Annotated in this window: 25 protein-coding genes and 1 tRNA gene; 18 read left to right on the plus strand and 8 right to left on the minus strand. The window is 41.4% G+C overall.

Features of this window, described 5'->3' with window-relative positions; genetic code table 11:
- Positions 1 to 2: 2 nt before the first annotated feature.
- Positions 3 to 1,142: a hypothetical protein gene (locus tag QZT69_RS14625; protein ID WP_294676232.1), complete on the minus strand. Its 1,140-nt coding sequence runs from the start codon at positions 1,140 to 1,142 to the stop codon at positions 3 to 5.
- A gap of 332 nt (positions 1,143 to 1,474) precedes the next feature.
- On the opposite strand from QZT69_RS14625, the gene lon reads away from it, so the two are divergent.
- The 3 genes from lon (at position 1,475) to QZT69_RS14640 (ending at position 6,542) form a co-directional block, all read left to right on the plus strand.
- Complete coding sequence (gene lon / locus QZT69_RS14630) at positions 1,475 to 3,892, plus strand: endopeptidase La (RefSeq protein WP_294676236.1); 2,418 nt, start codon at positions 1,475 to 1,477, stop codon at positions 3,890 to 3,892.
- 75 nt (positions 3,893 to 3,967) lie between these two features.
- Entirely contained in the window at positions 3,968 to 5,392 is a 1,425-nt protein-coding gene (locus QZT69_RS14635) for an MBOAT family protein (protein ID WP_294676239.1), read from the plus strand.
- Between the two features lies 1 nt (position 5,393).
- On the plus strand, positions 5,394 to 6,542 hold the full coding sequence (locus QZT69_RS14640) for a hypothetical protein (protein ID WP_294676245.1): 1,149 nt from the start codon (positions 5,394 to 5,396) through the stop codon (positions 6,540 to 6,542).
- A gap of 161 nt (positions 6,543 to 6,703) precedes the next feature.
- On the opposite strand, the gene QZT69_RS14645 is transcribed toward QZT69_RS14640, so the two are convergent.
- Positions 6,704 to 7,450 carry a hypothetical protein gene (locus QZT69_RS14645; protein WP_294676250.1) on the minus strand — a complete coding sequence of 249 codons (747 nt, stop codon included), beginning with the start codon at positions 7,448 to 7,450 and terminating at the stop codon, positions 6,704 to 6,706.
- 248 nt (positions 7,451 to 7,698) lie between these two features.
- On the opposite strand from QZT69_RS14645, the gene QZT69_RS14650 reads away from it, so the two are divergent.
- The 14 genes from QZT69_RS14650 to rlmD all read left to right on the plus strand — a co-directional run bounded on the left by QZT69_RS14650 (position 7,699) and on the right by rlmD (position 19,884).
- A complete protein-coding gene (locus QZT69_RS14650; protein WP_294676256.1) occupies positions 7,699 to 8,124 on the plus strand; it encodes a hotdog fold thioesterase in 426 nt (141 codons plus the stop codon).
- On the plus strand, positions 8,121 to 9,092 hold the full coding sequence (locus tag QZT69_RS14655) for a chorismate-binding protein (protein ID WP_294676260.1): 972 nt from the start codon (positions 8,121 to 8,123) through the stop codon (positions 9,090 to 9,092). Before QZT69_RS14650 ends, QZT69_RS14655 begins: the two co-directional genes overlap by 4 nt.
- Positions 9,093 to 9,219: 127 nt before the next feature.
- Complete coding sequence (gene menD, locus QZT69_RS14660) at positions 9,220 to 10,920, plus strand: 2-succinyl-5-enolpyruvyl-6-hydroxy-3-cyclohexene-1-carboxylic-acid synthase (protein WP_294676264.1); 1,701 nt, start codon at positions 9,220 to 9,222, stop codon at positions 10,918 to 10,920.
- A 301-nt stretch (positions 10,921 to 11,221) separates the two neighbouring features.
- Complete coding sequence (locus QZT69_RS14665) at positions 11,222 to 11,974, plus strand: TerC family protein (protein WP_294676270.1); 753 nt, start codon at positions 11,222 to 11,224, stop codon at positions 11,972 to 11,974.
- Positions 11,974 to 12,549 (plus strand): hypothetical protein, encoded by a 576-nt coding sequence (locus QZT69_RS14670; protein ID WP_294676275.1) that lies wholly within the window; start codon positions 11,974 to 11,976, stop codon positions 12,547 to 12,549. Before QZT69_RS14665 ends, QZT69_RS14670 begins: the two co-directional genes overlap by 1 nt.
- 154 nt (positions 12,550 to 12,703) lie before the next feature.
- The gene (locus QZT69_RS14675; protein ID WP_294676276.1) at positions 12,704 to 12,973 is read left to right on the plus strand and encodes a DUF493 family protein; all 270 of its coding nucleotides are present in this window, start codon (positions 12,704 to 12,706) and stop codon (positions 12,971 to 12,973) included.
- 3 nt (positions 12,974 to 12,976) lie between these two features.
- On the plus strand, positions 12,977 to 13,462 hold the full coding sequence (locus tag QZT69_RS14680; protein ID WP_294676278.1) for a hypothetical protein: 486 nt from the start codon (positions 12,977 to 12,979) through the stop codon (positions 13,460 to 13,462).
- Between the two features lie 83 nt (positions 13,463 to 13,545).
- Entirely contained in the window at positions 13,546 to 13,863 is a 318-nt protein-coding gene (gene trxA, locus QZT69_RS14685) for a thioredoxin (RefSeq protein WP_294676283.1), read from the plus strand.
- Between the two features lie 194 nt (positions 13,864 to 14,057).
- A complete protein-coding gene (locus tag QZT69_RS14690) occupies positions 14,058 to 14,609 on the plus strand; it encodes a hypothetical protein (RefSeq protein ID WP_294676290.1) in 552 nt (183 codons plus the stop codon).
- 90 nt (positions 14,610 to 14,699) lie between these two features.
- Positions 14,700 to 15,746, plus strand: a complete 1,047-nt coding sequence (gene lpxD / locus QZT69_RS14695; protein ID WP_294676294.1) for a UDP-3-O-(3-hydroxymyristoyl)glucosamine N-acyltransferase — start codon at positions 14,700 to 14,702, stop codon at positions 15,744 to 15,746.
- Between the two features lies 1 nt (position 15,747).
- The gene (locus QZT69_RS14700; protein WP_294676302.1) at positions 15,748 to 17,154 is read left to right on the plus strand and encodes a bifunctional UDP-3-O-[3-hydroxymyristoyl] N-acetylglucosamine deacetylase/3-hydroxyacyl-ACP dehydratase; all 1,407 of its coding nucleotides are present in this window, start codon (positions 15,748 to 15,750) and stop codon (positions 17,152 to 17,154) included.
- Positions 17,151 to 17,927, plus strand: coding sequence for an acyl-ACP--UDP-N-acetylglucosamine O-acyltransferase (lpxA, locus tag QZT69_RS14705; protein WP_294676312.1), 777 nt, complete (start codon positions 17,151 to 17,153; stop codon positions 17,925 to 17,927). The genes QZT69_RS14700 and lpxA overlap by 4 nt, the downstream gene beginning before the upstream one ends.
- Before the next feature lie 69 nt (positions 17,928 to 17,996).
- Positions 17,997 to 18,416 carry an Rrf2 family transcriptional regulator gene (locus QZT69_RS14710; protein ID WP_294676318.1) on the plus strand — a complete coding sequence of 140 codons (420 nt, stop codon included), beginning with the start codon at positions 17,997 to 17,999 and terminating at the stop codon, positions 18,414 to 18,416.
- Positions 18,417 to 18,456: 40 nt separating this feature from the next.
- Positions 18,457 to 19,884 carry a 23S rRNA (uracil(1939)-C(5))-methyltransferase RlmD gene (rlmD, locus tag QZT69_RS14715; RefSeq protein ID WP_294676325.1) on the plus strand — a complete coding sequence of 476 codons (1,428 nt, stop codon included), beginning with the start codon at positions 18,457 to 18,459 and terminating at the stop codon, positions 19,882 to 19,884.
- Positions 19,885 to 20,028: 144 nt separating this feature from the next.
- On the opposite strand, the gene QZT69_RS14720 is transcribed toward rlmD, so the two are convergent.
- From QZT69_RS14720 to QZT69_RS14740, 5 genes are read right to left on the minus strand one after another with little or no spacing between them, the layout of a single operon-like run.
- Complete coding sequence (locus QZT69_RS14720; RefSeq protein WP_294676330.1) at positions 20,029 to 20,784, minus strand: DUF1295 domain-containing protein; 756 nt, start codon at positions 20,782 to 20,784, stop codon at positions 20,029 to 20,031.
- Positions 20,785 to 20,786: 2 nt separating this feature from the next.
- Complete coding sequence (locus QZT69_RS14725) at positions 20,787 to 21,758, minus strand: NAD-dependent epimerase/dehydratase family protein (protein WP_294676336.1); 972 nt, start codon at positions 21,756 to 21,758, stop codon at positions 20,787 to 20,789.
- Complete coding sequence (locus QZT69_RS14730; RefSeq protein ID WP_294676343.1) at positions 21,758 to 23,149, minus strand: sugar transferase; 1,392 nt, start codon at positions 23,147 to 23,149, stop codon at positions 21,758 to 21,760. Before QZT69_RS14730 ends, QZT69_RS14725 begins: the two co-directional genes overlap by 1 nt.
- Before the next feature lie 19 nt (positions 23,150 to 23,168).
- The gene (locus tag QZT69_RS14735; RefSeq protein WP_294676347.1) at positions 23,169 to 24,038 is read right to left on the minus strand and encodes a hypothetical protein; all 870 of its coding nucleotides are present in this window, start codon (positions 24,036 to 24,038) and stop codon (positions 23,169 to 23,171) included.
- A gap of 34 nt (positions 24,039 to 24,072) precedes the next feature.
- Positions 24,073 to 25,071, minus strand: coding sequence for a Gfo/Idh/MocA family oxidoreductase (locus QZT69_RS14740; protein WP_294676352.1), 999 nt, complete (start codon positions 25,069 to 25,071; stop codon positions 24,073 to 24,075).
- 187 nt (positions 25,072 to 25,258) lie between these two features.
- Here QZT69_RS14740 and QZT69_RS14745 point away from each other — a divergent pair.
- Positions 25,259 to 25,334: transfer RNA gene (locus QZT69_RS14745), tRNA-His, on the plus strand.
- A gap of 125 nt (positions 25,335 to 25,459) precedes the next feature.
- Here the strand turns inward: QZT69_RS14745 and QZT69_RS14750 are convergent.
- Positions 25,460 to 25,996 (minus strand): type 1 glutamine amidotransferase domain-containing protein, encoded by a 537-nt coding sequence (locus tag QZT69_RS14750; protein WP_294676358.1) that lies wholly within the window; start codon positions 25,994 to 25,996, stop codon positions 25,460 to 25,462.
- Between the last annotated feature and the right edge of the window lie 139 nt (positions 25,997 to 26,135).

The following is a 26,135-nucleotide window of genomic DNA, read 5'->3' on the forward strand; positions in this document are numbered from 1 at the left end:
ATTTAGTTGTTCCAATTTACCGGATCGGTATAAGCTTTTAATTTCTCTTCGTAGGTAATATAGATTACCAGATCCGGTTTATAGCTTTCAATAACGGATTTGTTTAAACGATACTTCCAGGAATCGAAAATAAAGACGGTTTCACTGAAGCAAGCAGCAATCGGGAGTATAAGTGCACCTCCAAAAGAATCCCGGATAACCAGTACACGCAACTTGTTTTTACCGCCTTTGACTCTGTAATGGGCCTGCTGGTCTTGTTCCCCGACTCCATATTTTTCAAATTCCAGGGGTAAATTCTCAAGAACTTCCATATTCGGGGGACTTTTGTCAATCAACAGGATGTTTTCAGAGAGTTTATCCGTAGCTAAAACATTGGTAAAGTGCCCGAAATCGCGTTCTACTTTTTTCCAGGTGAATTGACCCAAAGGACTCAGGTCTAAATTCGGATATAGATCGCGTTTGATTTCTTCTAATAGTGATTTCGCAACTAAAAAGCCGCAGTTTTCCGTCCAGTGATTATCCAGTTCATAGTACATTTTTTGCCTGGATTTATTAGCGGTTATCAAGGGTATGGGATTGAATACCAGGTTTGGGAAACGCTTGTTCAAACGATCTGCTGAGAGGGTGATCGGATCTTTTCCTTTTCTTTTGATAACGTTGAATGGCAATTCTTCCGGGTAAATTTCATGTGCGATAGGTGCCAGTACAACCCTTGCGGAGATTCCTAAACTGTCAAAGTATTTTTTTCTCCGTATCCATTCGCCCTCTAAAGTATCAAGCCAGCTTTGGCTGAACGGAATGTCTCCTTCATAGATCTTTTGATGGTAATTAGCTATGAAGAACCTGTTCTTATTTCCAATTAGGATTTCATGTTTGTCCGGTGATATATGAAAAGTGTTCAGTTTTAAATCTTTGGAAAAAGTAATGAGGGGTGACCGGAATGAAAAATTGTCACTGATATAATTTTCAAAATCTTTAGGGAAACTATCCGGATAATTCCATGAAATAGCTAACGAATCATGAAATTTTCGGTTCTCATCCTTCCGTTCAAACTGGAAAAAATGAAAGCTGTCGTTGAGTAAAGGTGCGCATAATATGAACCCGAAAAGTATGATTAGCAGAATATTGGGCAGCTTGTTCATAATGGGCGATTACTGATTGATATATTACTTATGGTTCAAAATTAGAATGTAAATAAAAGAAGAAAGTTGGAATAAAAGACGAGATAAATGGAAGAAGGAACCAAATTGTCCAGAGAGCTTTTACAAAACATCGAAAATAGTTACAAGTTTTTGACCTGTTTCATTTTTTCTATTTAAATGTCGTACCTTAATCTAACAATTGATAATATGTCAATTCGTCAGGGAATTTGGATTGGCACAGCGCTTGACAATCCCTAACGTCAACTGTTTTTAATGAATTGAACTTAATCATTCATAAGAATAATGACATTTTGACGTTAATATACACATACATGAAAGATACATTCGACCATACAATTATAGTTTCATCGGAAGAAGATGCAGAATTTTTGCCTTTGATGTCGCAGGACGACGAAGACAATATGAATAAAGAAGTTTTCCCGGAAGATCTGCCTATTTTGCCTTTACGCAACAATGTACTTTTTCCGGGAGTTATGATCCCAATTACAATCGGTCGCGATAAATCCCTGAAATTGCTTCAGGATGCCAATAACGGAAAGCGCATTATCGGTGTCGTTGCCCAAATTGACCAGGAGGAAGAAAGTCCTGAATTCAATGATCTTCACCGCATAGGAACAGTTGCACAGATTGTTCGCCTGCTGAAAATGCCTGATGGATCATCGACAGTTATTATTCAAGGGAAAAGACGCTTCGAAATCACAGAACCTTACCAAACAGAACCGTATATGCGTGCGAAGGTGAGTTTCCTGAAAGAGATCCTTCCCGAAAAAGACGACCAGGAGATGGAACTGTTGTTCCGGAACGTCAAAGAACTGGCCCTTCAAATTATTAAAGACAGTCCCAACATTCCTTCCGAAGCAGCATTTGCAATCGGAAATATAGAATCGCCGACCTTCATGGTGAATTTCATTTCATCGAATATGAATGCCGATGTGAAGAAAAAGCAGGAATTACTGGAAGAATTGGATTTCCGCAAACGAGCACGCATGGTAGTGGAACATCTGACACTGGAATCACAGTTGTTGGAAATGCGTAACGAAATCCAGTCCAAAGTGCGTTTGGATATGGACCGCCAGCAGCGTGAATATTTCCTGCACCAGCAAATTCGTACTATCCAGGATGAATTGGGGGACAATCCGCAGGAACAGGATGTGAAAGACCTGGAAGAAAGGGCATCCAAAAAACTGTGGTCGAAAGAAGTTTCGAAATTGTTTTACAAAGAACTGGCGAAATTGCAGCGCATGAACCCGCAGGGAGCTGAATATACTGTTCAGTTGAATTACCTGGATACTTTATTGGATCTGCCATGGAACGAATATTCTACGGATAACCTGGATTTGAAGCATGCAGCAAAAATCCTGGAGCGTGATCATTTCGGGCTGGAAAAGGTGAAAGAGCGTATACTGGAATACTTAGCTGTTTTAAAACTGAAAGGCGACATGAAATCTCCGATCTTATGTTTCTACGGCCCTCCGGGAGTTGGAAAAACATCTTTGGGGAAATCCGTTGCAGAAGCATTGGGGCGTAAATACGTGCGCATGTCGCTGGGTGGTGTGCATGACGAAGCTGAAATCCGTGGTCACCGCAAAACCTATATCGGGGCGATGCCTGGCAGGGTGATGCAGCACTTAAAAAAAGCAGCTTCTGCCAATCCGGTATTTGTATTGGATGAGATCGATAAATTAGGAAGAGGCAACCATGGAGATCCGTCTTCTGCATTGCTGGAAGTATTGGACCCGGAGCAAAATGCAGCGTTTTACGACAATTATGTTGAAACAGAATTTGATCTTTCAAAAGTCATGTTCATTGCTACGGCAAATAGTTTGTCTACGATCCAGGGACCATTATTAGACAGAATGGAGATTATCGAAGTGAACGGCTATACGATTGAAGAAAAAATTGAGATCGCTAAAAAACACTTACTCCCGAAGCAACTGGAAGCCCATGGAATTTCGAAGAAAGATCTGACAGTTGACCGCAAAACCCTCGAACGTATCATTGAAAACTACACCAATGAATCGGGGGTGCGAGGTTTGGATAAAAAACTGGCAAAATTGGCGCGTCACAGAGCTAAACAGGTAGCACTGGAAGAAGTATTTAAAGAAAAGATCGATCTTGATGAACTGCCTGATATTCTTGGAGCTGGCCGCGAAAGAACAAAATACGATAACAACGATGTGCCGGGAGTTGTAACTGGTCTGGCCTGGACAAGTGTCGGTGGCGATATCCTGTTCATAGAATCTTCATTAACGAAAGGAAAGGGGAAATTGACCCTGACAGGTAACCTGGGCGATGTCATGAAAGAATCCGCAGTTATTGCTTTGGAATTCTTAAAAGCTCATAGTGATTGGTTAGACCTGGAGCAGGAATTGTTCGACGAGAAAAACGTTCATATCCACGTTCCGGAAGGAGCTACTCCAAAAGACGGTCCGAGTGCCGGTATCACCATGCTGACATCTCTGGCTAGTTCTTTCTCCGGTAGAAAAGTGAAGAAAAACCTGGCAATGACCGGGGAGATTACTCTTCGCGGAGAAGTGCTTCCGGTTGGCGGGATCAAGGAAAAGATCCTGGCTGCCAAACGCGCAAATATCAAAGAGATTATTTTATCCGAACGCAACCGCAAAGACGTGGAAGAAATCACCGCGGATTATGTGAAAGGATTGAAATTCCATTATGTCAAAAAGATGAAAGAAGTCATCGATCTGGCACTGGAGAAAAAGAATAAATAATAAAAAATCTGGTAGGGACGTGTGGCATCGCGTCCCTACTTTTTTTATTATCTTCGAAATCCGAAATTTAAACAAGTGGTTTTTAGCAGTACACTCTTTCTTTTTTACTTCCTGCCTTTATTTCTGCTTGTTTATCATGTAGTTCCGAAATTGCTGAAAAACTGGGTCATTTTCTTTTTCAGCATCTTATTCTACACCTGGGGAGCTCCCGTATTTGTTTTCATCCTGCTCGGAACTTCCTTTATGGATTTTTTGTTTGTTCGGGAAATTCATCGTTCAACGGAAGCCCGGAAGCGGAAAGTCCTGCTGATACTCTCGCTGACTGTGAATCTAGGTCTCCTGGCCTATTTTAAGTATTCCAATTTTTTTATCGGGAATGCGAATGCATTGCTGGAAAGTTTTGGACTGAGAGAAATTACCTGGACAAAAGTGATCATGCCTATCGGGATTTCGTTCTTCACTTTTGAATCGATTACTTACACCGTTGATGTTTACCGTGGGAAACACGCTCCTTTGAGCAATATGAAGGATTACCTGCTGTACTTATTGGCTTTTCCCAAGCTGATTGCAGGACCCATTGTTCGCTTCCAGGAAATTGCCGATGAGGTGATTGAGCGGAAAGAGAATATTGATGAAAAACTGATCGGTTTCTATCGCTTTTCAATTGGTTTGGCCAAGAAAGTCCTGATCGCAAATGTAATGGCTGAACAGGCAAAGATCATTTTTGAAAGTGATTTCCACCAACTAAGTGCATCCACAGCATGGATCGGGATTCTGGCTTACACCATGCAGATCTATTTCGACTTCTCCGGTTACTCCGATATGGCGATTGGTCTCGGAAAGATTATGGGGTTCCATTTTCCGGAAAACTTCAACAGTCCGTATAGCTCCAAAAGCATTACCGAATTTTGGCGCCGGTGGCACATGACTTTAGGAAATTTCATGCGCGATTACTTGTACATTCCGCTTGGAGGTAACCGGGTTTCATCCAAATCACGCTTGTATTTTAACCTGGCTTTGGTTTTTATCCTTTCCGGTTTTTGGCATGGGGCATCCTGGAATTTTGTGGTTTGGGGAGCTTTTCACGGAACCTTCCTGATCCTGGACAGAATCTTCCTGGTGAAGTTATTAAACCGTTTGGGAAGCGTTATTTCCATCGCAATTACCTTCTTTATTGTGATGCTGGGATGGGTCATTTTCCATATCGAAGATGATATGGGACAGGTTTGGCTCTATTTTGACCGTTTGTTCGATTTTAGCTTTGATACTCATTTCAGGACTCTTCAGAACTTCTGGCCTCTTTTTGTGGTTGCTGCGTTCTTTTCGTTTCTTCCGGCTTTGTCCATTGGAAAAAAAATGCAGGATTTCGTTTACAACAGGAATTCTTATTCGTTGACAACCAATGGAATGTTCCTGTTGGTTACCGTTTCATTGTTTTTGTTAAGTGCAAGTGCAGTCACTTCATCCGGGTTCAATCCATTCATTTATTTCCGCTTTTAAGATGAGTAAGCAGCCAACATACAAGCGTTTGAAGCAAGTGGTCTTTGCCCTGATAATCGGGCTGTTATTCCTACCGATGATTCAGCATAAGTTCCGGTTTTATGAAGAAGTACCGCTTAAAGGAGCTTATGAGCTGTCACTAAAGCCGGAATTAACTAAGGAAAGTTGGTTTTCAGGTGAGTATCAGGAAGCACAGGATAAATACATGCGTGAGCACACAGGGTTCTATCCGGGGTGGGTGCGTTTATACAATCAGTGGAATTATACTTTTTTTAATATAGCTCATGCTAAAGATGTCATAAGAGGAAAAGAAGATTACTTATACGAGGAAAGTTATATCAAAGCTTATTATGGAATGGATTTTCTGGGTGAAAATAGAATTCAGGACATCACCCGGATGTGGAAAGCTATCCAGGATACACTCGCAGGAAAAGGCATCAAACTGACAGTAATTTTTGCCCCCGGGAAAGCGAGTTTCTATCCGGAATACATTCCCGATCAGTACAAAAGAGAAATAAGGGGGAACACAAATTATAAGGAATTTAAAGAACAGTTTATCAGGCAGGATGTTTCATACATCGATATGCACAGCTGGTTTGAATCCATGAAGAAAAAATCGAAATACCCGCTCTTTCCTAAAACAGGGATACACTGGAGTGCGTACGGGCAGTATTTAGCAGTGGATTCTATCCGAAAATATGTTTCTCACAGCTGTAAAACATCAATTCCCTATTTTGTCTTAGATAAAATGGTTGAATCGAAAAGTCCAAAGCGGGATGACGACGATATTGGTAACGGAATGAATTTATTGTTTGGAATTCCGGACTTAACATTAGCTTACCCGGAGTTTCATCCAAACCGAAAACCCCAAAAAGGAGATCCGAAAGTACTGGTAATAGGCGATAGTTTTTACTGGGGCTTGTTCAATTCAACTGTTTCTGCAAGCCTCTTTAATGACGGAGAGTTTTGGTATTACAACGAACAGATCTACCCGGCTTCCTATACAAAAGAAGTATTGGTCAAAGATCAGGACCTGGACAAAAAACTGAAAGAGAATAAAGTCGTGTTTCTATTGATTACAGATGCGAATCTGTCTAGTTTCAGCTTCGGATTTCTTCAAATGGCTGCTAAAGAATACGGAATAGAGTAATTGACGCCTGTTTTGAAAAAAATAAGGAGACAGCTTTCGCGAATCCCCTTATTTGATTTAGGTGTAGGTAGTAATTGTGTTTCCTCAGGTTTAACTTTTACAGAAGTTACCTTCGTCTTCAAGCGCTATTGCGCTCTCTTATGTGGTTCAGTTTTTTCGTTTCAATCGGAAGAAGGTTTTCCTAAGATTTCCGGTTCCGGATAATCGATCACTTCTCCCTCAATAACGTCTCCCGTTATAAGAATGGGTACTTCTCCCGTTTTCATTTGGCACTTGGCAGACTCCGCCTTTAGGGTAAGGATCAGCTTCTTTCCCCGGATAAATGATTCCGGTTTTTGGTTGTGCAAAGTATCAGCAACATGTTTTTTTGACCGATAGATCAAATCAAATGTTTCATTCTTCAAATGGTCTTTGTGCACTGTAAGCTCAAAATTGCCGGCTTCATCGGTGAATCCTTTCAGGATTGTTTTTCCGTCCTGTTGGATTTCCACAGGCGATTCTGCGAGTGGTTTCCCGGTTTTTTCATCTTTTAGCTGCCCGCTGATCTTCATCGGGAATTTCAGCTTATTGAAAGCTTTTTGTTTCACAATTGCTGCATCATCCGGTGCCGACTCGCAGGAAGAAGTTATCGGACCCAAAAAACCAAGTATACCCAGTAAAGATAACCCAACCCGATAGGAAGCATTGGACAATGCAACATGTGAAATTTTAGAACTAACCTGATGATTATAAAAAATACCGCAAACTTTTTTGGGGCTTGAGGCAATGATTTGTTTGATTTCTGTGTTTGTTTTCTGACGGAAATCCGTCAAAGTTTTTTCACAGCCTGAACAATAGTAACTGTCATCACGTTTTTCCATCTGCGTATGCGATTGATTACAAGGCAATGACATGATCGGTTTGTTCATAACTGTAGTTTGATGAAATGAAAATAGGAATTAATTGATTCGTCCATTTTCAAAAAATGTAAAGTGTATGTTTGTTTTATTTTGAGGTGATTTTTTAATCTTAAAAGAATTGTTCGCAGGAGTTTTGTTTTATCCTGAAATAAAAAGGATTTTCAGAGACCTGTTTCAAGGTATTATGTAGTAATTTTATCGTGGTAGAGGTCGATTGCTATCGATCCTGCTACGGATTAAAAACAGAATGCAAGCAGATGAAAAAGTTAAAACAGGTACCACTGGAACAAATCAACCACATGGGAAAAAACACCATGATGGAGCACCTGGATATGAGATGTGTTGAATTGGGTGAGGACTACCTGGTTGCAACGATGCCGGTCGATAATCGAACCCATCAGCCAATGGGATTATTGCATGGCGGTGCCAGTGCAGCTTTGATCGAGTCCATCGGTTCTATGGGATCGGCTCTGCTGATTGACCTTTCAAAAGAAGCACCGGTGGGAATTGAGATCAATGCCAACCATATTGGAGCAGTAAAAAGCGGATCGGTAAGAGCGATCGGGAAAATTGTTCATGCCGGATCACGTACGCACATCTGGCAGGTGGATATTTTTGATGAATCCAATGATCGTTTGATCTGCACGGGTCGATTAACAGTTATGATAGTTCCAAAGGCGTGAAAGATTTATTGATTTACAGATTACCTAAAGCTGCTCCTGTTATCAAAAGGGGTGTTTTTTCTGCTTTAAAAGAAGGAGAGAAGCCGGTGGGATTCGTGGTTTCCGATTTTCTGCACGAACGCACCTTTCATTTCGAAGAAGCTGAAGCGTTTGATCCGGAATTCGATTTTCATTACAGCAACCAGATTCCCACGGTCATTTCAAGAAGAGATTACCAAATAGAGGCACAGGCCTTTTTAAATTCCTTTCCTTTATTGGGAGTCGAGAAGGGTGTTTTTTCGCGCGTTAAGCAAACTCCTTTCCAGGGTGAACGGGCCTTTGATCTGTTCGGTGTATTGGAAAACACCTACCCTAATGCATTCTGCTACCTGATTTCTTCTTCGGAATTCGGAACGTGGATAGGGGCAACTCCCGAACTGCTGATGAACCAACAGGGAATGGTTTGTAAAACAGTTGCGCTGGCTGGAACGCATGGTGAAAATGAAGAGCATGAGTGGACTCCAAAAGAACTGGAAGAACATGCTTTTGTTGTTGATGCGATCAAAGAAACATTGGAACGCAATGAATGTGTCGAAATTGAATCTGACGGACCATATGTTGTTCAGGCAGGACCTGTTCAGCACTTAAAAACAGATTTCCGGGCACTTTTAACCAAGCCCAACGCCTGGTCCATTGCTTTAGATCTTCATCCCACTCCTGCTGTCTGCGGGACTCCCCGGAGAAACGCCATTGAAGCTATTGCAAGCAGGGAAATGCACGATCGGGAATTATATACCGGATTTATCGGTTTGTTTGAAGAAGGAAATACAAATCTGTTCGTGAACCTGCGTTGTGCTCAGCTGTTCCGGGATAAAGCCTTTTTATACGTTGGTGGAGGTTTTACCATTGATTCAATTCCGGATATGGAATGGGAAGAAACCGAACACAAAGCTGAAACCCTTATTCGGGCTATGAAGCAAATCTATTAAAATGTTCAAATGTTTCTGTCCGCCGCGGCGGAGTAGATTCAAAAGTTCAAATTGAGCCCATTAAAGGATTTGAACTTTTTTGAACCATTTCAACTCTTTGAAGCTTCAAAGGAGTTAATTTTACACCATGATTTCAAGTGCAAAATTGGAAGTACAGCTCATTGTTGACGGTTGTAAGAAAGTAGGTGTAACCCACGTTGTTATTTCTCCGGGATCCCGGAATGCTCCGTTAAGCATTGCTTTTGATGAAGATCCTCACTTCCGGGTTTTTGTGGTTCCGGATGAACGTGTGGCTGCATTTTATGCACATGGAATGGCCCAAAAACTGAATAAGCCGGTTGTCATTACCTGTACTTCCGGATCTGCACCGTTGAATTATTACCCTGCCATTGCCGAGGCTTTTTACCAGGGAACTCCGTTGATCGTTATTTCAGCCGACAGACCGGTGGAGTGGGTGGATCAGGGAGATGGTCAAACAATCCGCCAGGAACGCGTATTTGACCAAATGGTTTTGAAAAGTGCACAGATGAATGAAATTCATTCGGAAAATCAACGCTGGCATTTTGAACGTAAACTTTCAGAGGTTTTGCAAGCCGCAAACGGATCGAGAAAAGGTCCGGTGCATTTGAATGTTCCCTTTTCGGAACCACTTTATGAAACAACGGAGGATATTCATATCCTGAAAAATTGGGTGGAACTTGCCGAAACGGAAACTACTTTAACGAAAAACAGTAAGAATAAGCTCGAAACACTTTGGAACGGTTCAGAAAAAAGGCTCATAATCGTTGGTCAAGAGCAAAAAAATCCTGATTTGCAGGAAGTACTTGAAAAATTGGCCTTAGACGGGTCAACGGCGGTATTGGTAGAACACACTTCCAATGTATTCAGTCCTTATTTTGTTTCCAATATCGACCGAACGTTGAATGTGATCCCTGAATCTGAAGTGAAAGCCTTTCACCCGGATTGCATTGTGACCATCGGCGGAGCAATTATTTCCAAGAAAATCAAAGTTTTCCTGCGTCAATCCAAAGCACCCGTTATTCGTTTCGGGGAAGACTTTCCGTTTATGGATACGTATCAAAACCTGCGTTTTACAGCTCCTGTCTCAGCTTTAAATGGTTTGGAATATCTATTGGAACTGGTGCAGAAGAATCCGCATAAATCGCGTTTTGGTTTTGCCTGGAAGAAGGTTGACCAGTTTGGTTCGGATGACCAGAAAACCATTTGTGCGGCGCAGCCCTGGAGTGATCTGAAGGCCATGGAATTTGTAATGGATGTTATTCCGGATTATTGCAACCTGCATATTTCAAACAGTTCTTTGATCCGTTACGCACTGTTGTTTGATCCGATCAAAACGATCCATTATTGGTGTAACCGCGGAACAAGCGGTATTGACGGAAGTAGCTCAACGGCAGTCGGTTCGGCAATCGTTTCTCCCAATGAATCCCACGTATTGGTTACAGGTGATCTTTCGTTCTTTTACGATTCAAATGCCTGGTGGAGCAAATACCTTCCGTCGAATTTGAGAATTATCCTCGTGAATAACGGCGGGGGGGATATTTTTAATATTATTCCGGGACCTAAGTCCACCAATCAGTGGAAAAAGATCTTCGTAGCCGAACAGGAATTATCAGCCCGGGACATTGCAAAAACATACAGCCTGGAATATTTCAACGCAGCCTCCCAAAAAGAACTGGACGAGCAGCTGGAAGCATTCTTTGGTGAAAGTAAGAACGGTTTGCCAAAACTTTTGGAAATCAACACGATGTCTGAACCGAACAGCACCATTCTGGAAAATTATTTCAAAGCTTTTAGGAAAAGAATATAAAAGTTCAAAAGTTCAAAAGTTCAAAATTGACTCAACTGAATGTTTTTAACTTATGGAACTCTTTGAACTTTAGAGAAAACAAAGAGAGCCCAGAATGCTAAAAACTACTACGAAAAAGACAACTGGGCTCCCTAATTGGTTTGAATGCCTCATAATAGGGCAAGGTTCAATAATGCTAATGTAAGTAAATCAGTTATTTAAAACAAAATTTAAAATCTAAAATTTCTGTTAAAAACGAAAAAAATCACAAATCCATTTTTTGTAGTTCATTTGAGATTAAATTTGTCGAAAAAATAGAAAAGTGGAATTTGATATATTAACTACCGGCGTTGGCATTTTTTACCTAGTTGTTTTAACCCTTTTGGAAATTGTTCTGGGGATCGATAACATCATTTTTATCTCTATCATTACAGATTCCTTGGTAAAGCAGGATCAACGCAAGGCGCGGATCTTAGGTTTGAGTCTTGCATTGATTATTCGTTTGTTATTGCTGAGTGTGGTTTCTTACATTATGACTTTGGATAAAACGCCTTTGTTTACGGTTTACGATATCAAATTCACGGCGCATTCATTGGTGTTACTGATAGGTGGACTTTTCCTGATTTACAAATCTGTGGGAGAGATGCATTCCAGTGTAAAAGGGGCTCATCATGAAACAAAGAAAAAAAGAAAAGTGCGTTTGGGAGCTGTAGTTATGCAAATTGTTGCAATTGACTTCATTTTCAGCTTCGACTCGGTTATTTCGGCAATTGGTATGACTAACGATATCCGTCATGAAACGCACGGAAATCCTTTCATCATTATTGTGTTGGCAGTAGTTATTTCCATGATTGTCATGTTGATCTTTGCGAAACCGATTGCAGACTTTATCAATGCAAGGCCTACGATTAAAATGATCGCATTAGGTTTCCTTGTAACTATCGGAGTATTGTTGATTGCGGAATCATTTGGTCAGCACATTCCGAAAGGATATATTTATTTTGCGATGTTGTATGCATTGCTGGTTGAGTTTCTCAATATCCGCATGCGCAGAAACAACAAGGAGCAGGAATAGTGAATCCCGAGGAAATTTTAGCGGTTCTGCGTATTGACAACCTCGATGAGGTAGAAGATGCGCTCGAATCGGAACTTTTTGAGATCCGGAAATCCATTCTGGCAAAGCCCTTATTGCGATTGACCCTGAAATCCAAACTTGCTCGTTTGAATGTATTGGCTAAAATCGCTGAAAACCAGCAATTATTCCGTGAACCGCCCGTTTTTCAGTTTGTATACGATGGGTCAAAAATAGAGTCGGCTTTATCGCTGTGGGAAAGTTATATGCAAGCGAGAAGCCAATGGAAAATGGTGTTTACGCAAACTCAGACCCCAATTGGTTTGACAGCTGTTTTGGAAGAAGGAGTAAAAATGGAATTGGAGTTTGCATCGAAATTTCCGGTGTCGGATTGGACAGAAGAAGAGCCCGTATTCGGGACGGAACCGGATCCAATGCTGCTTCAGAATGGCTTGAAGAAAGCGGCTGAAAAAGGCTGGATTACTTTTTCCGATTTGGAAAAGAATAAAAACGGGCTTGAAAAAGACCTGCTTCTTGCTTTAAAGCGATTATCTTTGTTGCCGAAATATTTACAGTGAGTCAGCAGGGGCTGATCGAAGTAATTGTAGTGAAATTTACAAAATGAATAATGAAAGATGAAGAGACGAAACAAGAGAAAGCATAGCTTTCGATGAATTCAACTTTTCATTATGATTTGATGTCTTTTTTCATCAAGTCTTAAAGTCTTGAATAATGAGTGAAGGAACCTTTGATAAATTAAGAGAACAATTAAACCTGGAAGAGTGGCCGAATGTCTACTTCTTTAAGTTTATTGTGCCGAATACTCCCCATTCTTTGGCTCAAACTACGGCTCTTTTTGACGAAACGGCACAGATCCAGTTCCATGAGTCGAGCAATGGTAAATTTGTCAGTGTAAGTGTGAAAGAAATGATGTTGGATGTGGATTCCATCATTGCCATTTATGAAAAAGCTCAGGTAATCCCGGGAATAATTTCTTTGTAAACTATGAAAAAAAAATCCTTACTGACCCTGGTGGTTTTGAGTCTTGTAATTACCTCACTGATCCTGTTTCGCGTGAATTTCGTGAAAGGAATCCGTTCCTGGGAGAGCAAAGTACTCGGAACATTGATTGCGCTTGCGGCAATTATGATGCTTTATGTTGCGTATAAGGCTGTTATTAAGCGTTTTTCAAAGGGTACTTTGAAAAAAGAAGATTATGCCTTGCTTTTTGACCTTGAAAGTAAAGTTCAGAATAACGAGGTAGAATTCTATTTTACGATCGAACAAACTAAAAAAGTTGTGTTTTCAATTTTGAATGAAAAAATGGAAACAGTAAAGGTTGTTCAGGATAAAGAATTTCCATCCGGAGGGCATATTGTCCGCTTTGACGTAAAAGAATTGAGTGATGGTGCTTATTTCTATTGCCTGGAGACAGATAATCAAAAAACCATGAAGAAAATGTTTGTTCAGCATGACAATCTGACAGTGTAAATTGTATTGGCAAAGCTTTTGACAAACAAAAACAAATAGTAACTTTAGACCGACGAAAGAAGTCACACAAAATTGAAACAATTATGGCATTAGAAATCACAGATGCAAACTTTGAAGAGCTTGTATTGAAATCAGACAAACCGGTAATGGTAGACTTTTGGGCAGAATGGTGTGGTCCATGTAGATTGATAGGTCCAATCGTTGAAGAAATGGCAAATGAATACGATGGTAAAGCAGTTATTGGTAAAGTAAATGTTGACCTGAACCCGGGAGTTTCTGCTCAGTTTGGAATTCGCAATATCCCTACGATCATTTTCGTGAAGGGTGGAGAAATTGCTGACAAATCAGTTGGTGCTGTTCCTAAAGGACAGTTGACTGCTAAGTTGGATGCATTGATTTAATTTAGAATTCAAGTATAAAAAGGTCCGCTAGTCGGACTTTTTTTTTGAACTTATACGTATAGCACATGAAGAATTTTTGGAGACGCCTTAGATTGTATGGATTCGGCTTTGGCTTAGGGCTGATCATGGTTTTTTTCTTTTTCCGCAATCGGGGCTGTACCTGGCTTCCTGAAAACAGGGTTAAAAATACATTTATGGGAAAAGTACTTGTTATCTCTGAGGCAAACCAACGTATTTTTGACAAACATAACTTGAGTGATTCCCTGATCATATCTTTCCTGAATGACGGTTCGATTGCATTCGGTTCCAGTAAAAAACAAGGAAACCTGAAAGTTTATAAGATTACAAAGGAAATAAACGGAAAGGACATCGAGTTGTGGTTCTCCATGCCGGAAGGTGCATTCGTGGCTGAAGCTGTCTGGCCGAAAGGATCTATCCAGGAATTTAAAAGTACCATGGAAGGATTGGGGCGGATGATCCACTTCCCGAACGTGAAAAGTTTTGTTTACCTGAAGGAAAATGATGATTTGAAAGCACAAATGGCCCAATTCGGGATCAAGGACGAAGAACACCTTCAATTCCTGTTAATGAAAAACGGATGGATCGATTTTTCAAAGTCCAGGTTGAATGCAGAGCCTTCACCGGAACAAATGGTGGTTCTTCCAAGAGAAAATGGCGATACGATAACATCCAGAACAACCTGGTTTAAGGATCATATCGAGTTTTATGAACTGGAGCGCAACTAGCTTTGGATACAAGTCATTTCAAAACAATGAACTGTTAATAAATATAGGTTAACACTCACGTAACCTAAAGGTTTTTACTAATTTTGTCGAATGGAATTTTCAGCGCTTCAAATAGCTACTATCCTAAACGGTGAAGTCGTTGGCAACTCGGATGTTACGGTTGCCGGCTTAGCTAAAATCGAGGAGGGTCAAACAGGTACACTTTCGTTCCTGTCGAACCCCAAGTATGAAGAATATATTTATACAACGCAATCAAGCATTTGCATTGTAAATAAAACGTTTATTCCTGCGAAAGAACTCCCGAAAACATTGACACTGGTAAAAGTAGACGATGCATACGCCTGCTTTGCAAAACTATTGGAAGTTTACAACCAGATGCGTCAAAAACAGCCGAAGATCGAAACCCCGTCTTTTGTCTCCGAAACGGCCAAAGTGGGTGAAGGATTGTACCTGGGTGCATTTGCTTACATCGGTGAAAATACAGTGATCGGGAAAAATGCGAAGATTTACCCGCAGGCGTACATCGGAGACGGAGTGGTGATAGGTGACGATTGTACGATCCATGCCGGAGTTAAGATTTATGCAGATACCAAAATAGGAAATCGCTGCGTACTTCATGCAGGTGTGGTAATCGGAAGTGATGGTTTCGGTTTTGCCCCGGATGAAAAAGGTGTTTTCTCCAAAGTTCCCCAGATCGGGAATGTTATTTTGGAGGACGATGTTGAAATCGGTTCCAATACAACTATTGATTGTGCTACCATGGGATCAACCGTGATCCGCCAGGGGGTGAAAATCGATAATTTGGTTCATTTGGCCCACAACGTTGAAGTCGGACACCATTCAGCAATCGCCGCACAAGTAGGTGTTGCCGGTTCTGCAAAAATCGGAAAGCATGTCATGATCGGTGGACAGGCTGGAATCAGCGGACATTTACACATCGTTGACGGAACGAAAATCGTTGCTCAATCGGGAATTCCGAATACCGTCAAAAAAGCCGAAGTGCTTATGGGATCACCTGCAATTCCTATTGATGATTACAAAAAATCATTTGTTGGATTCAGAAGACTTCCAATCATTCTTAAGAAATTATCAGAATTAGAAGATAAAATTAAAACCCTTTCAAAATCTGCAGAATAATATGTCGGACAAACAATTTACCCTTAAAGAAAAAATCACGTTCAATGGTGTTGGTTTACATACCGGAGAAGCAGTAGTTATGGAAATCCATCCGGCTGCTGAGAACCACGGATATAAATTCCAGAGATTAGATGTAGATGGTCAGCCGATAATTAAAGCAGATGCAGATTTAGTGGTTTCCACGGATCGCGGAACGACACTGGAGTCAAACGGTGCGAAAGTTTACACCACCGAGCACGTATTGGCAGCTTTGTACGGAATGGAAGTGGATAATGCATTGATTACGCTTACAGGGCCTGAAATTCCGATCATGGATGGTTCTTCTTTGCCATTTGTGAAAGAAATCCAGCGAGTTGGAAGAGAAGAGCAGCAGGCAGAGCGTTTGTATTTCGAATTGACTGAGAATATCAAGTGGGAAGACGCTGATAAAGGAATTGAGTTTTTGGCTGTTCCGGATAAGAACTACCGTTTGACGGTAATGGTGGATTACAATTCTCCGGCTTTGGGAACCCAGCATGCACACATGTATCACATGGGCGAATTCGAAACAGATATTGCAGCCTGCAGAACATTCTGTTTCCTGGGGGAATTAGAATTCTTGGCTAAAAACAACCTGATTAAAGGAGGAAGTTTGGATAACGCTATCGTTTTGGTTGAAAGAAACGATGTAACGGAAGAGGAACTGGACCGTTTGGCGAAAATGCTTGGAAAAGACAAATTAAAAGTGAATTACGATGGAATCGGGGTATTGAACAGCTTGAAACTGCAGTTTGAAAACGAACCGGCACGTCATAAATTATTAGATATCGTAGGTGATTTGGCTTTGGTAGGCCGTTTCATCAAAGGACATATTTTAGCAGCTCGCCCGGGTCATTCGGGGAATACGCGTTTTGCGAAAGTGTTGAAAGAAGAAATTAAAAAGCAGGAGAAAGCTCCTCGTTCATTTGATTTGGAACGCGAACCACTTTACAATATCAACGATATTGAACGCATGCTTCCTCACCGTTACCCGTTTTTATTGGTTGATAAGATCATGGAAATCACGGAAGATAAGATCGTGGGGGTGAAGAACGTAACCATGAACGAACCGATGTTCCAGGGACATTTTCCGGGTAATCCGGTTTTTCCCGGAGTTCTTCAAATTGAAGCTACGGCGCAATGCGGAGGTATTTTCGCTCTAAGCAAAGTAGAAGATCCGCATTTGTATTCGACCTATTTCATGAAAATCGATAACGTGAAATTCAAGCAAAAAGTTATTCCCGGAGATACTTTGGTATTTGAATTAACATTAATTTCACCTATCAGACGTGGATTGGTACACATGCAGGGAAATGCATATGTAAACGGTAAACACGTAATGGAAGCAGAAATGCTTGCGCAGGTCATTAAAGATAAAGTAGAAGCATGATTAGTCCACTAGCACAAGTTTCTCCAAGTGCAACTTTGGGAGAAGGGGTAACAATAGAAGCATTCAGTACGATTTACGATGATGTAGTCATTGGAGCGGGAACGAAAATCCATCCGAATGTTACGATTTATCCGGGAGCTAGAATCGGAGAGAATTGTGAAATCTATCCGGGAGCAGTAATCGCAGTTATTCCACAGGATTTGAAATTCGACGGAGAATATACCACGGTTGAGATCGGTGACAGAACCGTAATCAGGGAATGTGTGACTATTCACCGCGGAACAAAAGATATGTGGAAGACAACAGTTGGGAACGATTGTTTGTTGATGACTTATGTTCATATTGCTCACGACTGCCAGATCGGTAACCACGTTATCATGGCAAGTTATTCCGGTTTATCCGGACATTGTGTGGTGGGTGATTATGCAATCCTGGAAGGAAGGTGCGGATCCCAGCAGTTCATTCATGTAGGGGCTCATTCATTCATTGCAGGTGGCTCATTGATCCGCAAAAATGTTCCTCCGTACGTAAAGTGTGCTCGTGAACCGCTTACTTTTGCAGGAATTAACTCTGTTGGATTAAGAAGACGCGGTTATACAGATGAACAAGTGCGCGAGATCGAAGATATTTACAGAATCATCTTCGTTCAGAACAACCACGTGACGAAATCATTAGATATTGTGAAGGAAACCATTCCTGATTCACCTATCAGAAGAGAAATTCTTTCGTTTATTGAAGCTTCCGATAAAGGTGTGATTAAAGGATTGATATAACAACCTTTACGAACGGTGTTTGCTATTTTTACGAATTTAATTGTAAATTAGATCAACTGACTTATTTCGATGCTATCAAAGAAAACAAAATATGCTCTACATGCTTTGACCTACTTGGCAAAGAAGGAAGCTAATGAACCGACTTTGATACTTGAAATTGCAGAAAACAGCCGTATTCCGAGAAAATTCCTGGAATCCATTTTACTGGACTTGAAAAAACAGGGAATCCTGAATTCCAAAATGGGGAAGGGCGGAGGTTATTTTTTAAGGCAGACACCTTCACAAATTCAGATCTCAACGATTATTCGTCTTTTCAACGGGCCAATTGCATTGCTTCCTTGCGTTAGTTTGAATTACTACCAGCGCTGTGATGAATGCACCGACGAAAAAACCTGCGGACTTAATAAAGTGTTTATCGATGTTCGGAACGAAACACTGCGAATTTTAGAAAACAAATCAATTCAGGATATAGTCAATCAGGAATTGTAAAAGTAAATCAGCCGCGGCTGAATAAGAACAAACAATCAAAGTGGTACATAGAAATCAGGTTATTGAAGTTAAGATCGACGATTTTGCATTCGGAGGTCAGGGAATTGCCCGTATGAAGTCGGAAGAGGGAGATTTTATCTTATTTGTTGAAAATACTTTCCCCGGACAATTCGTAAGAGCCCGTGTAGATAAGAAACGCAAGCGCCATGCAGAATGTAAATTGCTGGAAGTATTGGAACGGTCTCCATTGGAAAAAGAACTGCCTTTCCAGGAAATTTCCGGTGCACCCTATTTGTTTGTTCCGATTGAAGTGCAGCAGGAATACAAAAAGAAATCTACCCTCGACGTATACCGCAAAATCGGACGTATTCCCGATCCGGCAAGCTTGTTTGATGAATTTATTTCTTCCCCGGAAGCATTTTTCTACCGCAATAAAATGGAATACAGTTTTTCCTGTATTGAACACGTTCCTGAAACGGGCGAGGAAATCGACGATGCTTTTGCTTTGGGCTTTAAGCGAAGAGGAACCTGGTGGAAAGTGGAAAACCTCAATAAACCCAGCGGCTTGTTTGACGAACAGTGGGAAACCATTCTTCCGGAGTTCAGGGATTTATTAAAATCATTCGGGCTTCCTGCCTGGCATCCGCCGAGAAAAGAAGGGTTCTTCAGACACATTGTTGTACGCAAATCCTTTGACCAGGATCAATTATTGCTGCATATCGTAACAAGTTCCGCAGGAATAAAGAAATTCGATAAAACGCAGATCGTTTCCTTTTTGAAAGAGAAATTAGGAAACCGCTTAGCAGGCGTATGGCATACAATCAATGACAATGTTGCGGACCGTGCTAAGATCGAAAACGGGACCAGTGAATTGCTTTTCGGCGACTCGGTGGTAGTAGAGAAAATGCTTGGACTGTCTTTTGAGATCAGTATGGAAAGCTTCTTCCAAACCAATCCGAAAAGTGCAGAACGTTTATATACCAAAGCGATCGACTATGTCTGCGACCATGCCAAAGACGGCGGTGTGATCATGGATTTGTTCTGTGGAACGGGAACAATCGGTCAGTTGGTTGCCCAGCGTGTAAACGCCGGAGAGATCATTGGTGTCGATATCGTGGAAGAAGCAATTGAAGATGCAAAACGCAACGCCAAGCGTAACAAGCTGGAGCATTTGCATTTCTTTGCAGCAGACGTTGGCAAATTTCTTTCCTTACACCCGGAATACATGAACCGCATCGATACGATCGTACTGGATCCGCCGAGAGCCGGGATTGCCCCGAAAACCTTGCAAAAAGTAATGGCGCTGGGAGCTTCGCATGTTGTTTACATTTCCTGTAATCCATCCACGCAGGCACGCGATACGGAAACACTGGAACAAGGTGGTTACAAATTGACGAAATTGTCTTTGGTGGACCAATTCCCGCATACAAGCCACATTGAGGCCATTGCGGTCTACGAGAAAATATAAAAAACCACACTAGTGCATATAGAAAACATAGAGCAAAACTCCGAAAAACTTTGAAATACAGTTTTTTATCTTTCTGTTTTTACAATAAGTTAAATACGTCAATATAACTATGTGGTCTATGTTCCTATGCGGTTTATATTTGTTTTAATAAACAAACGGAATTACTGCCTTTCTATCTTTCGGATAGTCCCGGAAAGTCTGTTTATACCATTTGTGATTTGCCAATGCTCTTGGGAATAAGTTGCAGAAGGTGAAGAATGCGAAACAAAAAGCCGGAAGGTTCCAGCAAAGGATTGCAAATCCGATCCATTCGATCAGTTCTCCGCCTAAATTCGGCGCGGAAATATACTTAAATGGTCCTCCGTAAGGGATTTTGTATCCGTCATCAGGGTTATTTCTTAATCGAATCAAAACGGTGTCCGAGTAAATATTGGTAAACATTCCGAATACGAATAGGAATCCGCCGACAATGAACTGCCAGGAAGTAAACCAATCAATGGTATAAGATGAAAAATGCGACAGGTAGTAACCGATCAGGAATCCGTTTGCCAAATTATGGAACATAGCCATTCCTACAATGCTTACCGGGATCTTTTTGCCCTGAGTACGCGTCCTAAACGGGTAGATGAAGCTTCTATTGATATAGTGAGCAGTAAATAGACCTGCAATCGTCCAGTCAACAGCAGAAAGTGTTTTCGGACCGGAGAGAACAAATGAATACAGTACAAGCAGTACAAATCCTTCCATGATCACCCAGCCCCAGCGGTTCGACATCAACGGTCCCCATTTGGAATTGGTGAATTTTCCGTAAGGAGCATCTTTGAACTGAAGTCCTAAAAAGGCAATAATTCCTATGCCGATCCAGGCATAACAGAAATAATTAAATGTTTCTTGTGTCATTATCAATGATTCTCGCGATGCCAAGATAATAAATCTTTCATCGTTTCATCAACCGGACGCGGATTATGTCCCAAATCTTGCTTCGCTTTTTCCGATTCAATGAATTTATTCCCGAATTCAAGGATTTCAATGCTTTCACGGGTCAAAGACGGATCCTGCCTTAGGATTTTGTAATAAATCCCGATCAACGGAAGGAAGAACTTTACCAAACCTATCGGAACTTCGAAACAGGGAATCCGTTTGTTGCTAACACGTGCCACGGAACGTGAAAGGTCCTTCAGGGTGTAATAACTTCCACCCAGAATATAGGATTCGCCCAATTTTCCCTGAGTCAGCGCATTGCAGATCGAGTGTGCAATATCACGGACATCGACCCAGTTGTAGCCGCCTTTGAAAACAAATGGGATGCGTCTTTTCGACATGGAAATAAAAGCGTTATTCTGTTTGCATTTCGCATAATTCGGCGGTCCGAAAACGGAAGTCGGATTGATAATGATGATGGGAAGGCCTTCTTCAAAGAATTTTCGGGCAATCAACTGTCCGTCACGTTTACTTTTGTCGTAAGAATAAGCTGTATCGGGAACAAAACTGCGGGTTTCGTTCATCGGTTCATTCATTGGCAGGTGATTGTACGCATGAACGGACGAAATGTGAATAACGCGCTTCAGATTGCTTTCTTTGGCAACCTTCAATACATTTTCCAGCCCTTTGACATTGATGTTCCGGACATGTCCGTGAGGATCTCCCGTAATTGAAATAATCGCTGCGCAGTGGATCAGGTAATCACACTCCTTCATTAATTCCCTCAGGGAATCAATATCCTCAAGCGAACCTTTTACAATCTCGATATCCCGGTTTTGCAGGAAATTGCTTTTGGAATGAACCAATGCTTTGATGCTGTAATTGCGACGGATCAATTCTTCGATGAGTGCATTACCGATATGACCATTTCCACCGGTTATAGCAACTTTCATTACTTTCCTTTTGCTTTAACAATGATCAGCACCGTGTGCATCAAAATTTTCAGATCAAGTGCTATGGACCTGTTTCTGAGGTAGAGCAGATCGAACTTCATGCGCTGGATCATTTGGTCCACATTTTCAGCGTATCCGTATTTCACCTGTCCCCAGGAAGTAATTCCCGGCCTTACTTTGGTCAGTTCCAGGAACTGAGGTTCCCGCACTTTGATCTGGTCAATAAAGAATTGTCTTTCCGGTCTCGGACCAACTAAGGACATGTCGCCCTTCAGAACATTAAAGAATTGAGGAAATTCGTCCAATCGTGCCTTACGCATGAATTTCCCGATTGGTGTGATTCGCGGATCATCCGTACTGGAAAGCTGCGGTCCCAATTTTTCTGCATCCGTATACATTGTCCGGAATTTAATGATCTTGAATGGTTTTCCGTTCAGACCGATTCGTTCCTGGAAGAATAAAACAGGACCGGGAGAAGACAGTTTTACGGCTATTGTCAGAAAAATATAAACCGGTATCAATAAGATAATGGCGATAATTGAAAAGAAAATATCGAACAAACGCTTAGCCACACGTTGCCAGTAAGGCATTACTTCGGCATTCACTTCCATTAGGAGGGCCCCGAAAATGTTATTCAGTTTAACAGATCCCGAAAGAATGTCGTACATATCCGGAAGTACTTTGATCACAATATTTTCGCCGTTAATCCTGGAAATGATATTTTTCAAGCGTTCGTGTTCGGTGCTTTCCAATGCGATGATAATCTCTTCAACATGATTGTCTGCAATGATTTTTTCCAGTTGGTCAACATGACCCAAGTAGGGCATTTTATGCTCCAATAGTTTGTCGATACCATTCAGGTTTACAAACCCCACGAATTGATTTCCGCCTCCTTTTTCGATTCCCTCGATTTCCTGGTAAATGGCAACCGCTTTTTCGGAGCCTCCGATCAATAAGGTCTTAAATCCGTCTTTTCGTGAATGGATTCTTCTTACCAGGATACTTGTGATGACCAGGCGTGAAAAAAATGTAAATCCGAAATGGAGCAGGGCCAATGTTAAAAGAGAACGGTAGTAATTGAAATAAGTGTTTACTTCATCATCGATCAATAACGCAAAGAACAGTACAATAGAACCGAAAATTGTTGCGAAAGCGGTGTAAGAAAGGATCTTTAAACGGTACAACCTGCGCACATCCTGGTAAGTTCCCTGCAAGGTGTAGAACAAGAGCCAAAGCAACGGAATAATCAGGATTCCGTAATAAAATGTCTGATTGAATGAAAATTCTTCGTGTTCGATGTTTGTTTTCCGGTAATAATAAAAAAGTGCCCACGATAAAGCGGCTGTTATAAAATCACTTGCAATAAATAAACCTCTGAACAATTTTTGCATTCTATTCTGACTAATGATTCTAGAAGTGTATTACTTTGATGTTGTCAATATAGACGTCGCTTGAGCTTAGCCCGGAATCCAAACGCATTTTGAGGTATTGGCGGTAGGTAATTCCATTTGGGGTATTTGAAACCACATCTTTCAGGTCAATGTATATTCTCTTCCATTGAAGCTCTTCCAATTTTTGCCTTATAGCCGTATAGCCTCCATGGTCTTGAGTGCCTCCTCCGAACTGAAGTTCGATCATCCCGGTTAGGATAGAACTGGTGTTTTTGTAATCGAATTCGAGGTATACTTCAGCGCCGCTTTTGGGTAAAACAAGCGCCGGCATTACTCCAATCCATAGCGAATCGTTAGTGTTTAAAGAAAGATGCCCGTAATAGCCCCAGTTTCCTTCGGAAGGATTGTTTTGGATTTGCAGGTTTAAATTTGGACTTGAATAAACGGTTTCTTTTTCAATTTTTATGGAGTTGCTTTCAAAATCTTCAATCCAAAATTTCGTATTGGTATTGTATCGGGTAACCGGGTTGAAAACATACGTTTCTCCCTCTGTCAGCTGCAGGGTTGTTTCAAAAGGTTCTGCAAAAGGATAAATCTTTTTAGCTGAAGCCAGTCCATTGTTTTTGATGGCCGGGTAAAGAAGTACTTTACAGTTTCCGGAAGCCAATACCGGAATTTTACAGGGAACTTCAAAAACGCCGATTACTTTTCCGTCCACATATACCCAAACATCACTGAAATTATGGGTTAATGCTCCGGGGTCATTCACTGAATTCGGGTTTGAATTAAGCGTCCATTTGTTTATTTCAAGCCAAACAGGTAAGGGGTTATTCTTAACGCAGCTTGATAACCCAAAGGAAAGTACAACAAAAAAGTATAAATATTTCATAGATAAGCCTATGTGTAGCTAACGCAAATTTACGTTAATTATTGTCGAAAACCGAGAGATGTGCGGATTTCAGTTTGTCAATAATCTGGTAAGCTACATCCAGGGCGCGATAAGCATCATCGATTGAAACGACAACCGGCTGATTATGAACGATGGAGTTGTAAAATGAACGGAGTTCCTCCTGGATTGCGTTCGTCTTTTTGATTTCTGGTTTCAGGGCAGAAAAATTCACATCATCATTGAGTTGAAAGCTAAAAAATCCGGGAGCTTCCTGGTCTTTTGGCGTGATCATAATCTGATCCACGGATTGATTCAGAAAATCGATCACCAGGTAGCCTGTTTTTTGGAAAATCCGCGTTTTCCGCATATTGTTCAGTGACATGCGGGAAGCTGTCAGATTGGCCACACACCCGTTGTCGAATTCGATGCGCACCGAAGTAATATCCGGTGTTCTGCTTACTACGCTCACACCACTGGCAGAAATCCTTCGGATGGATGAATTGACGCAGCTTAGAACAATGTCCAGGTCGTGGATCATCAGGTCCAGGATAACAGAAACATCTGTTCCGCGCGGATTGTATTGTGCCAAACGGTGGATCTCAAAGAACATCGGTTTGACAATTAACGGGGCAGCTGCCTGGAAAGCGGGATTAAAGCGCTCAACATGTCCAACCTGTACAATTACACCTGCTTCGCGTGAAAGGTCGAGTAAGATTTTTGCCTGCTCGGTTGTTTCTGCAACCGGTTTTTCAATGAATACATGCTTGCTGGAACGAAGGGCTTTGTATGCAATGTCGTAATGGTAAAGGGTAGGAGCTACCACATCCACACAATCCGAAGCATCGATCAGTGCCTGCATATCATTCCACCTGGTCACATGGTATTCTGAGATTGTTTTCTCGGCGGATTCATCGGAAGGATCGTAAAACCCGATTAATTCGAACAGATCAGGGAGTTCCAAAAGCAACCGGATATGGATCCTGCCCAAATGTCCTGCTCCAAAAACACCGATCTTTAATTTTTTATCCGCCATGATACAAATGTAAGGATTCACCAAAGCGAATGCAGGTACATGCAATTGTGTTATTAACAACGCATGTTTAGTTGCCGAAATAGGCTCAAAATCTGTTTGTTATCGGAAGAATCGCTTGATTGCGAAAAAAAAATCCGTTTCGGTATAGGAGTTTTAATAGAAATGCTTATTTTTGCGCCCACTTAACGGAGGTTGTAGCTCAGTTGGTTAGAGCGCCGGATTGTGGTTCCGGAGGTCGCGGGTTCGAGACCCGTCTCCCTCCCACAAAAAGAAAAGCGTGATGGTGTTAAGCCTCACGCTTTTTCTTTTTTTCTCAAAACTCGCTCTCATACTCGATTTTTGATTTGCTTTTCTTTTTGCAGGGAAGAGAGTGAGAAGTGAGAGCGCGTTACTCGTGGGGCCCTTCCTTAAATTCTTCGATCATTTTTCGGTTAAAAGCAGGTAAATCCTGTGGTGAACGGCTTGTAACCAATCCATTGTCAACAACCACTTCCTCGTCTACCCAGGCGGCCCCGGCATTTTGCAGATCAATTTTTACCGATTCGAAAGAAGTCAGCTCCCGGCCTGAAACTACTCCGGCGCTAATCAGTACTTGTGGGCCGTGACAAATGGCTGCAACCGGTTTTTTGGCATCAAAAAAATCTTTGACAAAATCCAGTACCTTATTTTCTCTTCTCAGTTTATCCGGGTTGATCACCCCGCCAGGGATTAATAGTCCATCGTATTCGGAAGCTTTCACATCGTCGATGATATTGTCGACCGGGTATTCCTTGCCCCAATCACTTTTTGCCCAGGCTTTAATAGTACCGCTTTTTAAACTCACAATTTCTGCCTGCCAACCCTGTTTTTCAATGGCTTCTTTCGGTGACTGTAACTCACTCTCCTCAAATCCGTCCGTAGCCAAAATGGCAATTCGCTTGTTCATATCACTGCTTTTTAATGTTGAACATGTAAGTTACGGGAGGAAGGTGAACATTAAAAACCGTTTGCTGTTAAAGAGTGGTAAAGGATGTTAAATGTCTTTTCCCCAAATTAAGTAACACTATTTGATTCATTACACTTAT

Origin of the sequence: uncultured Fluviicola sp., from assembly GCF_902168135.1 — a bacterium.
In the GTDB taxonomy this organism is placed as follows: domain Bacteria; phylum Bacteroidota; class Bacteroidia; order Flavobacteriales_D; family Crocinitomicaceae; genus Fluviicola.

Excerpts from the sequence above, each read along its gene's own strand:
- QZT69_RS14675 (WP_294676276.1), top strand. The coding sequence starts at position 12,704 with ATGAGTGAAGGAACCTTTGATAAATTAAGAGAACAATTAAACCTGGAA.
- QZT69_RS14625 (WP_294676232.1), bottom strand. The coding sequence starts at position 1,142 with ATGAACAAGCTGCCCAATATTCTGCTAATCATACTTTTCGGGTTCATA.
- QZT69_RS14740 (WP_294676352.1), bottom strand. The coding sequence starts at position 25,071 with ATGGCGGATAAAAAATTAAAGATCGGTGTTTTTGGAGCAGGACATTTG.
- menD (WP_294676264.1), top strand. The coding sequence starts at position 9,220 with ATGATTTCAAGTGCAAAATTGGAAGTACAGCTCATTGTTGACGGTTGT.
- lpxA (WP_294676312.1), top strand. The coding sequence starts at position 17,151 with ATGATTAGTCCACTAGCACAAGTTTCTCCAAGTGCAACTTTGGGAGAA.
- QZT69_RS14735 (WP_294676347.1), bottom strand. The coding sequence starts at position 24,038 with ATGAAATATTTATACTTTTTTGTTGTACTTTCCTTTGGGTTATCAAGC.
- QZT69_RS14720 (WP_294676330.1), bottom strand. The coding sequence starts at position 20,784 with ATGACACAAGAAACATTTAATTATTTCTGTTATGCCTGGATCGGCATA.
- QZT69_RS14710 (WP_294676318.1), top strand. The coding sequence starts at position 17,997 with ATGCTATCAAAGAAAACAAAATATGCTCTACATGCTTTGACCTACTTG.
- lon (WP_294676236.1), top strand. The coding sequence starts at position 1,475 with ATGAAAGATACATTCGACCATACAATTATAGTTTCATCGGAAGAAGAT.
- QZT69_RS14730 (WP_294676343.1), bottom strand. The coding sequence starts at position 23,149 with ATGCAAAAATTGTTCAGAGGTTTATTTATTGCAAGTGATTTTATAACA.
- QZT69_RS14750 (WP_294676358.1), bottom strand. The coding sequence starts at position 25,996 with ATGAACAAGCGAATTGCCATTTTGGCTACGGACGGATTTGAGGAGAGT.
- QZT69_RS14725 (WP_294676336.1), bottom strand. The coding sequence starts at position 21,758 with ATGAAAGTTGCTATAACCGGTGGAAATGGTCATATCGGTAATGCACTC.
- QZT69_RS14680 (WP_294676278.1), top strand. The coding sequence starts at position 12,977 with ATGAAAAAAAAATCCTTACTGACCCTGGTGGTTTTGAGTCTTGTAATT.
- QZT69_RS14650 (WP_294676256.1), top strand. The coding sequence starts at position 7,699 with ATGAAAAAGTTAAAACAGGTACCACTGGAACAAATCAACCACATGGGA.
- QZT69_RS14690 (WP_294676290.1), top strand. The coding sequence starts at position 14,058 with ATGGGAAAAGTACTTGTTATCTCTGAGGCAAACCAACGTATTTTTGAC.
- trxA (WP_294676283.1), top strand. The coding sequence starts at position 13,546 with ATGGCATTAGAAATCACAGATGCAAACTTTGAAGAGCTTGTATTGAAA.
- QZT69_RS14700 (WP_294676302.1), top strand. The coding sequence starts at position 15,748 with ATGTCGGACAAACAATTTACCCTTAAAGAAAAAATCACGTTCAATGGT.
- QZT69_RS14645 (WP_294676250.1), bottom strand. The coding sequence starts at position 7,450 with ATGAACAAACCGATCATGTCATTGCCTTGTAATCAATCGCATACGCAG.
- QZT69_RS14640 (WP_294676245.1), top strand. The coding sequence starts at position 5,394 with ATGAGTAAGCAGCCAACATACAAGCGTTTGAAGCAAGTGGTCTTTGCC.
- lpxD (WP_294676294.1), top strand. The coding sequence starts at position 14,700 with ATGGAATTTTCAGCGCTTCAAATAGCTACTATCCTAAACGGTGAAGTC.